The sequence below is a fragment of the Saonia sp. genome, from assembly GCF_056326165.1.
This window is the reverse complement of record NZ_JBWFBN010000018.1, coordinates 14750-25993: the sequence shown is the minus strand read 5'-3', so window position 1 is coordinate 25993 and position 11244 is coordinate 14750. Positions and strand designations below refer to the sequence as shown.

The 11244-nt window shown below is 34.7% G+C and carries 13 protein-coding genes and 1 tRNA gene; 11 read left to right on the top strand and 3 right to left on the bottom strand.

The window, feature by feature from the left end:
* The first annotated feature begins 136 nt into the window (after positions 1 to 136).
* From AC000W_RS13645 to AC000W_RS13620, 6 genes are read left to right on the top strand one after another with little or no spacing between them, the layout of a single operon-like run.
* Positions 137 to 1114, top strand: a complete 978-nt coding sequence (locus AC000W_RS13645) for a M23 family metallopeptidase (protein WP_474749074.1) — start codon at positions 137 to 139, stop codon at positions 1112 to 1114.
* Complete coding sequence (locus tag AC000W_RS13640; RefSeq protein WP_474749073.1) at positions 1115 to 1444, top strand: MerR family transcriptional regulator; 330 nt, start codon at positions 1115 to 1117, stop codon at positions 1442 to 1444.
* Positions 1445 to 1468: 24 nt separating this feature from the next.
* Complete coding sequence (locus AC000W_RS13635) at positions 1469 to 2068, top strand: LemA family protein (RefSeq protein ID WP_474749072.1); 600 nt, start codon at positions 1469 to 1471, stop codon at positions 2066 to 2068.
* Between the two features lie 3 nt (positions 2069 to 2071).
* Positions 2072 to 2512 (top strand): TPM domain-containing protein, encoded by a 441-nt coding sequence (locus tag AC000W_RS13630; protein ID WP_474749070.1) that lies wholly within the window; start codon positions 2072 to 2074, stop codon positions 2510 to 2512.
* On the top strand, positions 2493 to 3278 hold the full coding sequence (locus tag AC000W_RS13625) for a TPM domain-containing protein (protein WP_474749068.1): 786 nt from the start codon (positions 2493 to 2495) through the stop codon (positions 3276 to 3278). The genes AC000W_RS13630 and AC000W_RS13625 overlap by 20 nt, the downstream gene beginning before the upstream one ends.
* A gap of 54 nt (positions 3279 to 3332) precedes the next feature.
* Positions 3333 to 3791 carry a hypothetical protein gene (locus tag AC000W_RS13620; RefSeq protein ID WP_474749067.1) on the top strand — a complete coding sequence of 153 codons (459 nt, stop codon included), beginning with the start codon at positions 3333 to 3335 and terminating at the stop codon, positions 3789 to 3791.
* Positions 3792 to 3806: 15 nt separating this feature from the next.
* On the opposite strand, the gene der is transcribed toward AC000W_RS13620, so the two are convergent.
* Entirely contained in the window at positions 3807 to 5114 is a 1308-nt protein-coding gene (der, locus tag AC000W_RS13615; RefSeq protein ID WP_474749065.1) for a ribosome biogenesis GTPase Der, read from the bottom strand.
* A 78-nt stretch (positions 5115 to 5192) separates the two neighbouring features.
* Between der and AC000W_RS13610 the strand changes: the two genes are divergently transcribed.
* Positions 5193 to 5684 (top strand): GTP-binding protein, encoded by a 492-nt coding sequence (locus AC000W_RS13610; RefSeq protein WP_474749064.1) that lies wholly within the window; start codon positions 5193 to 5195, stop codon positions 5682 to 5684.
* 4 nt (positions 5685 to 5688) lie between these two features.
* Here AC000W_RS13610 and era read toward each other — a convergent pair whose 3' ends face one another.
* A complete protein-coding gene (era, locus tag AC000W_RS13605) occupies positions 5689 to 6573 on the bottom strand; it encodes a GTPase Era (protein WP_474749062.1) in 885 nt (294 codons plus the stop codon).
* On the bottom strand, positions 6560 to 7924 hold the full coding sequence (locus AC000W_RS13600; RefSeq protein WP_474749061.1) for an alanine/glycine:cation symporter family protein: 1365 nt from the start codon (positions 7922 to 7924) through the stop codon (positions 6560 to 6562). Before AC000W_RS13600 ends, era begins: the two co-directional genes overlap by 14 nt.
* Positions 7925 to 8041: 117 nt before the next feature.
* On the opposite strand from AC000W_RS13600, the gene AC000W_RS13595 reads away from it, so the two are divergent.
* The 4 genes from AC000W_RS13595 (at position 8042) to AC000W_RS13580 (ending at position 11198) form a co-directional block, all read left to right on the top strand.
* Positions 8042 to 8114: transfer RNA gene (locus AC000W_RS13595), tRNA-Met, on the top strand.
* A gap of 843 nt (positions 8115 to 8957) precedes the next feature.
* Complete coding sequence (locus AC000W_RS13590) at positions 8958 to 9785, top strand: hypothetical protein (RefSeq protein WP_474749060.1); 828 nt, start codon at positions 8958 to 8960, stop codon at positions 9783 to 9785.
* The gene (locus AC000W_RS13585; RefSeq protein WP_474749058.1) at positions 9772 to 10863 is read left to right on the top strand and encodes a hypothetical protein; all 1092 of its coding nucleotides are present in this window, start codon (positions 9772 to 9774) and stop codon (positions 10861 to 10863) included. The genes AC000W_RS13590 and AC000W_RS13585 overlap by 14 nt, the downstream gene beginning before the upstream one ends.
* Positions 10860 to 11198: a hypothetical protein gene (locus AC000W_RS13580; RefSeq protein WP_474749057.1), complete on the top strand. Its 339-nt coding sequence runs from the start codon at positions 10860 to 10862 to the stop codon at positions 11196 to 11198. The genes AC000W_RS13585 and AC000W_RS13580 overlap by 4 nt, the downstream gene beginning before the upstream one ends.
* Positions 11199 to 11244: the final 46 nt, after the last annotated feature.

Here is an 11244-nt window from a genome sequence, read left to right as displayed (position 1 = left end):
TCAAACGTTTAAGTATTACAGTCATTTTTAGTGAAAAAAGACAAGGTTTTCCTAAATTTAACGTTCAATGCAAAACAATTTTTATATTTGTTTCTCTCGATAAAATGCAAGCACAAAAATAGAACAAAATACATTTATGTCTAAAGTAAAATATTATTACGATCCAGATACTCTCTCTTACCGAAAGATTGTGCCTAAAAAAACCAAAAAATATAGAAATATTTTTCTATTTCTAATAGGTTCTTTCTTTTTTGGGCTTATAGGGCTTACATTGTTATTAAATACTAATCTTGTTAATACACCAAGAGAACTTTCTCTGCAAAGAGAGGCCAAAAATTATGAACTTCAATTTGAGTTGCTCAACAAAAAGATGCAACAAATGGAGCAGGTATTGGCAAATGTTGAAGAAAGAGACAACAATATTTATAGACTATATTTTGAAGCCAATCCTATACCAGAGGAACAAAGGCGCGCAGGTTTTGGTGGTATAAATCGATATAAATCTTTGGAAGGGTTTAATAATTCTGATATGATTATTTCTACAACTCAGCGATTAGACATTATCCAAAAACAATTGGTAATACAATCCAAGTCCTTAGATGAAATTACAGTTCTTGCTGAAGAGAAAGAAAAGCTTTTAGCAGCTATTCCTGCTATACAACCCGTTAGAAATGAAGACCTAAAAAGAATGGCATCTGGATATGGATGGCGTTCCGATCCTTTTACAAAGGCAAGGAAGATGCACTGGGGAATGGATTTTACTGCCCCAAGAGGTGTCCCAATTTATGCAACCGGTGATGGAAAAGTAACCCGTGCAGACAATAATTCTTCTGGTTATGGAAAACATATTAGAATAGACCATGGATACGGCTATATTAGTCTTTATGCCCATATGAGCAAATACAATGTTAGAAAAGGGCAAAAAGTAAAACGTGGTGATCTTATTGGTTTTGTAGGCAGCACAGGGCGTTCTGAAGCCCCACATGTTCACTACGAAATCTTTAAAGATGGTGAACGTATTAACCCCATTAATTTTTATTATGGAAGTTTATCCCCGCAAGAATTTGAAAACTTGCTGAAATACGCTTCACAAGAAAATCAATCACTGGATTAGATGTACATAGAACTTCCTGAAAAAAGATATTATGGTATTGGCGAAGTCGCCAAAGCTTTTGGCGTAAATACTTCTTTGATACGTTTTTGGGAAAAAGAGTTTGATGTGCTTCAACCAAAAAAAAATGCCAAGGGAAATAGAAAATTTACTCCTCAGGATATAAAAAATCTTCAACTCATCTATCATCTTGTAAAAGAACGTGGGTTTACGTTGGAGGGAGCCAAAACGCACTTAAAAGAGGAAAAAAAGAAAACATTATCCAATTTTGAGGTAATCCGAAAGCTAGAAATGGTAAAAACAGAGCTTATAAAAATAAAAAATCAATTATAAACAATAACCATTAAAACACTAACTATGAAAAAATGGCTAATTCCATTAATTATTATCGCTGTCATTGTATTTGGAATTTATCAATGGGCAGTAGGGTTCAATAATACCGCTGTTGAATATGAGGCAGATGCAAAAACCGCATGGTCCAATGTAGAAAGTTCTTACCAACGTAGAAACGACCTTATTGGCAATTTGGTAAAAACTGTGCAAGGTGCAGCAGATTTTGAGCGTGGTACATTGACCGATGTTATTGAGGCAAGAGCAAAAGCTACTTCCACAAATATTGACGCAAACAATTTAACCCCAGAAAATATGGCCGCTTTTCAACAAGCGCAAAGTGGACTAACTGGAGCATTGAGCAAATTAATGGTGGTAGTGGAACGTTATCCCGATTTAAAAGCCAATCAAAATTTCTTGGAATTGCAATCGCAATTGGAAGGAACAGAAAATAGAATCAATGTCGCAAGAGACCGTTTTAATGAAAAAGTAAACATCTACGATATACATACCACCAAATTCCCTGGAAAATTATTGGCAGGTTGGTTCGGTTTTGAAGAAATGGCACGTTACGAAGCTGCTCCAGGCTCTGAGAATGCACCAGATGTGAATTTTGATTTCAACTAGGACATGTCTAACAAGGTAGAAGATTTTTTAACTGCTGAAGAAGAGCAAGAGATTGTTAGCGCCATTCTTGAAGCAGAAAGAAATACTTCTGGGGAAATACGGGTACATATAGAATCTACCTCTAAAATAGGCCCTTACAAAAGAGCCCAAGAAGTGTTTCACTACCTAAAAATGGATAACACCAAAGAAGATAATGGGGTTTTGCTTTATGTTGCTGTGGAAGACAAAAAGTTTGTTATTTATGGAGATAAAGGTATTGACAAGGTTGTTCCAGAAAATTTTTGGGATACTACCAAGGACCTTATTCAATCTCAATTTGTAAAAGGAAATTTTAAACAAGGAATTGTAGAGGGAGTTTTGGCCACTGGCAAGGAATTACAAGCTCATTTTCCATGGAAACACAATGATACAAACGAACTAAGTAATGAAGTATCTAAAGGTTAATCTTCTTCTTTTTCTATGTTGTGTTTCTCTTCAGGCACAATTTAAGATTCCTGAAAAACCAACACTGCAGACCAGTGTTTACGATTATGTCAACCTTTTATCTGCTTCCCAAAAAAGCTCTTTAGAGCAAAAATTGATTCGCTATTCTGATAGCACCTCAACCCAAATTGTTGTTGCTGTAATAAATTCTACTGAAGGAGAGAACATTAATTACCTAGGTGCCCAATGGGGAGAAAAATGGGGTATTGGGCAAGCTGATAAAGACAATGGAATACTAGTCCTCTTAGCCAAAGGCGACAGAAGAATTGCCATAAATACAGGCTATGGAGTGGAAGGTTCTTTAACCGATGCCATGTCCAAGAGGATTATAGAAGGTGTAATTATTCCAGAATTTAAAAAAGGTGACTATTACAATGGTCTTAGCAAAGGTTCGGATGCGATTTTCCAAACCCTTAATGGTGAATTTGAAGAGGAACGTGTCTTTGGAAATGACACCAGTTTTCCACTGGAATCACTTTTACCTATTATTATATTCTTTGTGATTTTTATTATACTATCTCGTAGAAACAAACGAAATGGTGGAGGTAAAAATGGCGGCAAACGTTCCACAGGAATGGATTTATTGGACATTATTATCCTGAGCAATATGGGTCGTGGAGGCTATCGTTCTGGTTCATCTGGAGGTGGATTTGGAAGTGGCGGTGGTTTTGGTGGTGGCTTCGGCGGAGGTGGCTTTGGTGGTGGTGGTGCATCTGGAGGGTGGTAGGCTTTAATTGTAATCTTCGTAAGCAACCTTTTTTTCTTTTGGAGTCTTATTAATATGATAAAAAAAGCAATAGTACTTTTATACGTTTTATGTGCAGGTTTTTGCTGTAAAGAATCCAATGAAAATGATTGCTCAACGGTACTTTGCATAGCAAACCTTCAAACAGTATCTCTTATAATTATCAATGCCGATACAAATGAAAATGTATTCTCTTCGGAAACATATTCAATAGAAGATGTAACCATTACAGGAGGAAAGAATGATATAACTTTAGAACTCTTTGACAATTCTGAAACCATCTTTTTACAATTCTCAGACAATTTTGATGTAGGCACATATAATTACTCTATTTCCATTGGTAATGTGAACAATTTTAGTCTAAGTTTTGAAACTGAAAGAAGCCTACCAGGGGGTTGTTGTGGCAACACATTAACAATTAAAACCATTGATGTAGAAGGAATAATACACAACTTTGATTATTCCAATCAAATCCCTACAATCCTTGTAGAATAAGAAAAGGAGAACTTCTTACTTCTTCCTCATAAAAATAGAAACGGGCACTCCACTAAAATCGAAATTTTCCCTAAGCTTGTTTTCTAAAAAACGTTTATATGGGTCGCGTACATATTGTGGCAGGTTACAGAAAAATGCAAATTGCGGGTATGGAGTGGGCAACTGGGTGCAAAATTTAACCTTTACATATTTTCCTTTATAGGCAGGTGGTGGATAGTTCTCAATAATAGGAAGCATTATATCGTTCAATTTTCGTGTCTGTACTTTCTTTGAACGATTTTTATACACATCTACTGCAGTTTCTATTGCCTTAAAAATACGCTGCTTTGTCAATACCGAGATAAAAATAATTGGAACATCTATAAATGGCTCCATAGCTTCTTTTATCTTTTGGGTATACTGTTTTATACTATTGGTTTCTTTATTCTCCACCAAATCCCATTTGTTGACAAGAATAACTATGCCTTTATTGTTCCTTTGAGCCAACCAAAAAATATTCTGTACCTGTCCATCAAAACCACGAGTGGCATCCAATACCAACAAACAAACATCGCAGTGCTCTATAGCCCTAACAGATCTCATTACAGAGTAAAACTCTAAATCTTCTTTTACTTTGGCCTTTCTTCTTATACCCGCTGTGTCAACCAAATTAAACTCAAAACCAAAACGATTATATTTTGTGTCAATACTATCTCTGGTAGTCCCAGCAACATCAGTAACTATATACCTTTCCTCACCAATTAAAGCATTTATAAAAGAAGATTTCCCTGCATTGGGTCTACCAACAACTGCAAAACGGGGCAATTCGCTTTCCTTAACCTCCTCTTTTTCTGGCAATACTTTTACTAAAGCATCTAACAACTCTCCTGTTCCACTACCATTAATACTGGCAATGGTATAATAATCTCCCAATCCCAAAGAATAAAACTCAACAGCATCTTCAGCTCTTTTGGCATTATCTACTTTATTAATTGCCAACAATACTGGTTTATTAACACGACGCAGTAACTTGGCTACGTCCTCATCCATTCCAGTAACACCCGTTTCCACATCAACCATAAAAATAATGACATCCGCTTCATCAATGGCCAGTTCAACTTGTTTGTCTATTTCTTTCTCAAAAACATCATCGCTCCCAACAACATAGCCACCTGTATCAATAATTGAGAACTCCCTTCCGTTCCAATCACTTCTTCCATAGTGACGGTCCCGCGTAACACCACTCACCGCATCCACAATGGCTTCTCTACGCTGTATCAATCTATTAAAAAAAGTGGATTTCCCTACATTAGGTCTTCCTACAATGGCAACAATTGCACTCATGCTTCCTTATTTTGCTGCAAAAGTACTATTTATATTTGAGGAAAAATTGTATCTTATTGGTTTGAATCAACCTGTTCAATGAAACCTATCCCAAATGACATTGTCTTAAGACCCCGATTTGAGTTTGAATTAAAATCGGCAAAAAATAATGTGATTCAATTTTTTGAAAATACTGAAAAAAAAGATTTTTTAGTTAAATGTATAGATGAGCATGTTTTCATAAAGTTTAAAAAAGAGCATACTCATTTTTGGTCTCCCCAACTTCACTTGGAAATCACCGAAAAAGATAAAGATTCCAGTGAAATTTTTGGTCGGTTTGGCCCTAACCCAACTTTATGGACATTCTTTATGTTCCTACATTTTGGAATAGCAACTCTTTTTATTGTTTGTTTTATATGGGGATACTCCAATTGGTCCCTAGGAAAATCCTATGGATTACAATTGGGAATTTTAATATTTATGATATTAATATGGTTCTCTTTATACGCATTTGGAAGAATTGGCAAAGCAAAAGGAAAACCACAAATGAATGATTTATACTGTTTTATGAAAGAGACCTTGGGGCTTTAAAGATTTATTTATTGTATCCAAACCTCTTTAGTTGCCGTTCATTACTTCGCCAGTTTTTATTCACTTTTACATAAAGTTCTATATAGACTTGTTTGTCAAAGAATTTTTCTAAATCCTTTCTGGCCTCTATACCAACTCTTTTTAATGCACTCCCTTTATGCCCAATAATGATTCCTTTTTGAGAATCACGTTCAACCATCACTACAGAACGGATTCGGATAATTTTATCATCCTCAAAAAATTCTTCCGTTTCTATTTCTACCGAATAAGGAATTTCTTTTTTATAATGAATTAAAATTTTCTCGCGGATGGTCTCATTTACAAAAAAGCGTTCAGGTTTGTCTGTCAATTGGTCTTTAGGGTAATAGGGTGGTGCTTCTGGAAGTAACTCAACTATTCTTTCAAAAACCTCTTTAACATTAAAATTTTGTAGCGCAGAAATAGGGTGAATTTCAGCCTTTGGCAATTGAGCTTGCCAATATTGTACTTGTTCCTCTAGGATTTCTTGTTCAGTGATATCAATTTTGTTTAACAACAACAGCACTGGAATTTTACTATTTTCTATTTTTCTGAAGAATGATTCATCTTTAAGAGCCTTTTCTCCAATTTCTACCATGTAAACCAGTACATCTGCATCCTCGAAAGCTGACTTTACAAAATCCATCATGGAATTTTGAAGCTCATAAGCGGGTTTAATAATTCCAGGGGTGTCAGATAAAATTACTTGAAAATCCTCCCCGTTAACAATCCCTAAAATACGATGCCTGGTTGTCTGAGCTTTTGATGTAATAATGGACAATTTTTCACCCACAAAAGCATTCATCAAAGTAGATTTACCCACATTGGGGTTGCCTATAATATTTACAAATCCTGCTTTATGCTGTGCCATTCTTTAACTTTAAAAAATATTCCTTAGCCGCTACATTAACTTTTGGCGCCAACAAAAGTACAGCTATCATATTTGGAATTACCATTAAGGCATAGGATAAATCAATTAAATTTTTGACTAGTTCTAAGGAAGCAACCGCGGCAAACACAATCATTATCACAAAATACCAATTATAGTATTTCCCAATTTTTGCATTCGTTAAAAAAGATAAACTCTTTACACCATAATAGGAATATGTAAATAAAGTAGAGAGCGCAAATGCTGAAACTATGATCATTAATAATATACCGCCCCAATTACCTAATGTAGCATTGAATGCATTTAGCGTCATAACAATACCGCTACCTTCTTCTAAATAAGCTCCACTTAAAATAATAACTACAGCAGTAAAGCTGCACACCAAAATAGTATCTATAAATGGTCCTAACATGGCCACCAAACCTTCACGTATTGGCTCATCTGTCTTGGATTGCCCATGGTACATAGGTGCGCTTCCCAAACCAGCTTCATTAGAGAACATGGCTCTACGGACTCCGATAATAACCAAGCCCCAGAAACCACCTGTAACGATAGTGTTAAAATTCCATGCCTCGGAAAATATCAATTTTAAGGAAGGTAATATCAGTGAGGCATTTAAGGCCATAACCAAGAGTACGGCAATTAAGTATACCATAACCATAAATGGCACAATGGCGGATGCGACTTTAGCAATTTTTGTAAGGCCACCAAAAATTACAAAAGAGGTAACTATAGCAAGAACAATCCCTATTGTTAGCTTCCAATTGAATTGACTCATATTAAAAATTGAATCCGAAGGTTTCACAACACTCATAAAAGTTTCCGTAAACTGATTGGCTGTAAAAACACCTAAAAACCCAAAAAGACCTGCAATACAAAAGAAAATGGCCAAAGGCTTCCACTTTTTACCCAATCCCTGAGTAATGTAGTACATGGGACCACCTTGCAGTTTTCCATCAGAGTCTGTTCCTCTGAACATTATGGATAGGCTACAGGAATAAAATTTAATACACATACCTATAAGGGCTGTCATCCAAATCCAAAAAACCACCCCTGGACCACCATCATGAATAGCTATTGCCACCCCAGAAATATTTCCCAAGCCAACAGTAGCAGCCACCGCTGCCGATAAAGCTTGAAGTGAACTTACATCCCCTTTTGCATTTTTATCATCATATTTTCCTTTGGCTATTGCTATTGCGTGACCAAAATATCTATAGGGCAAAAGTTTTGAATAAAACATAAGGAGTAAACCTCCACCTATAAGAAGTATAAACATAGGCCACTCTGTGCCCGATATTGCCTTTACCAAAAAATCATTAATTCTTTCCATAAAATTTACTTGGCTCTAAGGTATGTATTTTCGAGTTTTTTTAGGTTCTCATTAATAATAATTATGGCGATATGTTTGGATTTCAATAAAAAAGCGTTGTATCTTTGCCGTCCACATCGCGGGATAGAGCAGTAGGTAGCTCGTCGGGCTCATAACCCGAAGGTCACTGGTTCGAGTCCAGTTCCCGCTACTAAATTAAAAGCCATTCGATTGATTTTCAATTAGATGGCTTTTTTTCTTCCCGACATTTTCCCGATTTTTCAATGCACTACCGTAAATAAGTGAGAATAGGCCAATTCTACCAATAACATACATGCAAAAAAGTTTAAAGCAAAATATATATGGTTCCATTTTGTCAAAAAAAATTGAAAACCTAAAATTTCTGACAAAAGGGTTGAGGGGGGAGGGAATTCCAATAAAAAAACATGGGGGTCAAATAATAAGGGCGTCCAGTTTATAGGCATATCCCAATTATTTCAAAAAGTACATATTGTGTAATAGTGTATTATATACGAATTAAAATAAAAAAGGAATTGATAGGGGTGTAATTTTTGTCTAATTAGGAGGAAGAGAATTAGCTTATATAAACTAATTTTTTATATCGAACAGAGAGAAATAAACTATTGATTTATGATAAATTCAAATTTTATTGTTGGTGGCTTTTTGCTATAACGCATTATAAAGAACCCGAAAAGTCATTGGATGCAACTTGGTATAACCATTCGTTTTTTCGGGGCAGGTCAGATTGTGAACGATTAATCTTCATACAACTCATAAACGTCTTGCAAATCTATTTTAAGACATTTAAGTTTAAATACTATCTAAAGGCAGTTTTTGAGAACTTTAAGTTTGTGTTGTACTTTGCCTTGGGATATACGATTTTGATAGTTGTGTTTAAAAATTTTAAAATCAGAATATCCTAGAAAATTTATTCTATTAATAAAAAATTTTAAAATAGAAACTAATATCTCGATACAATTCATTATTTTTAACACAACTCCCCCTACACAGACACAAACCAACCTGTAGTCAAATGAAGAATCAATACGCACTAATCGTATTGTCTTTAGTTATGCTTTCTTCTTGTTCAGTTTTTAGGGAGACACATTATTTTAAGGACAAAATCGAAGATGATGAGGTCTTTTCCTCAGAAAAATCAATTTCCAATTACTATAAAGTTAAAATCAAGGGGTGGGCATTTTTGTCAAGTTCTAGATATGTCTCAGGTTATTTTGACACCCAAGCGGTAAACCAATATTTTAACGAGATTTCTCAACCAAGTAAAGGGCAGTTTTTCACAAATAATAAAAGTGATAATGGTCAACCTGACAAGCCCGCAAAGGACAAACCTTCAGGTGACACGTCAGATGCCACTGCTTCAGACCCAAAAGCTAATGATTCAGGAAATCCCGAAGTAACAGAGACAAAACCTGTACCTTCCTCCACTCCAGAACCTCAAAAAGATTCAACGCCAAATAATGAAAATCAAGAAGGCATATATAAAGAAACTGGAGAAGAACTTGTTTTAATTCTATCTTCAAATGCTGATGCCGTAGCCACCGAGATTAAAAATACCAGCATAAACAATGACATATTAAAATCTCTAACCCTTCTATCTCACAAAGATAAAATTGAGAAAGCAAATATGTTGGCAACCGAGAAATCAGGAGTTAATAAGGATATTGATTTATACCTTCTAAAAATGGATGCGCAACTTGGTAACATTAAAGAAACTTCTGCACTAAAGCACAACCAGGCCGTTTTATTCCAACTACTCAAAATAGAATTAAAGGACATGGGAGTAAATAAAGAGTTTAAGGATTTTAACGAATTAAAAACATGGTATCATGAAAATTTTTAAAATTCTCATAGTTCTATCATTTACAGTTTTGTCGAGCTCATGCATGACTCGTTTAAAAGTTAAAGTCAGCGTAGCAAATAGAGACACTGTAATAACCAAGGTGAAAAATGACCTTAAATACGAGTTACCACATAAGGCGAACGATTTAAAGTTTGGCATAAGTGATTTAAAAACTGCGAGAAACAAATATTTTGCAGTACTCGACATACTTGAAAAAGATAAGGTTTACTCTAAATCTACACTTGAAGATGTAAGAGTACAGTTTAATAAAAAAGTAAGTGAATTTGAAACTTCACTTAGGAAATACGATACACTTTATAAGAAAAATGAGTTTCCTAGCGCATTGGATGAGATTCACGGAACCGAAAGGGAGCTGTTAGAACTTTACCGTAATACAGAAGTGTTTATTGAGAGTATTAAATCTCTGTATTCAACAGAGGAACCTGTTAAAACGACAGAAACCTTGGTAAAACAAAATAGTAAAAAAGTGTCTAATTCGATTAATCAAGTAGTTAGATTAAGACAGCATCTTCTAGGGGACCCATTAACTTCTTTTATTTCTTCTAAAAGAAAAGGCGATAAATTTTGGAAAGGTGTATATAACGAGACAAAAGTTTCCACTTTTATGGGCAATTCTGATGTAGCAATCCTTTTGCGAAAAAATCCAGATGGTAAAAACTATAAATCTGGCGATTACAATAACAATTTTACTATTAAAGGTGTTCGTTTAGATGCCGATGACGTTATACAAGCTAGTTTTAAAGCTGTCAATCAATCAATTAATTTGTTTGCAGCTACACAACTTCCTTTAAGTCTTACTTCTTCTGAACAAGAAACTAATTTTCCAACCATCCCAAAAGAGGTTATTGATAAGCTTGAAAGTATAGAAAGTAATGAAGCTACAATCACAGACAAGAAAGACTATCTCGAAGGTATTAGAAAGATTTTTTTAAGTCAGATAATTAATGGCGAAGCACTTACTACCAAAGACACGACAGAGTTCAAAAAAATAAGGGAGGACCTTCTCAAATCTTGGAGCACTTATAAAACAAAACTTGAATCTGAAAAAACAAAATGAAGAATTCTAAAATTAAATATATAATAGTTGCACTTTTTATAGTAATTCTATGCGCTTTAGCATATCTAAGATTTAATCCACAAAGCACTTTTGAAAGAGAAGTAGAATCAATGGGTTATGAAATTGTTGCAGAAGTTGCAGGTATTGCAACGCTTAGTGCAAAATTTGAAAATGGTTCCTGTGTTATTCATAATAATGAAGAATATGTTGTAGTTCGTTCGGTGTTTGCAAGATTACCACCAGACGGACCAGAGAAGTATATTTATCGGATAGAAAGTAACGATGGTAGTATTTACCACGTGGTACCAGAAGAAAAATTAAAATCATGTAAATAAATTAGAAACACTCTACAAAATAAAAAATATATAATTTTTTTGTTTT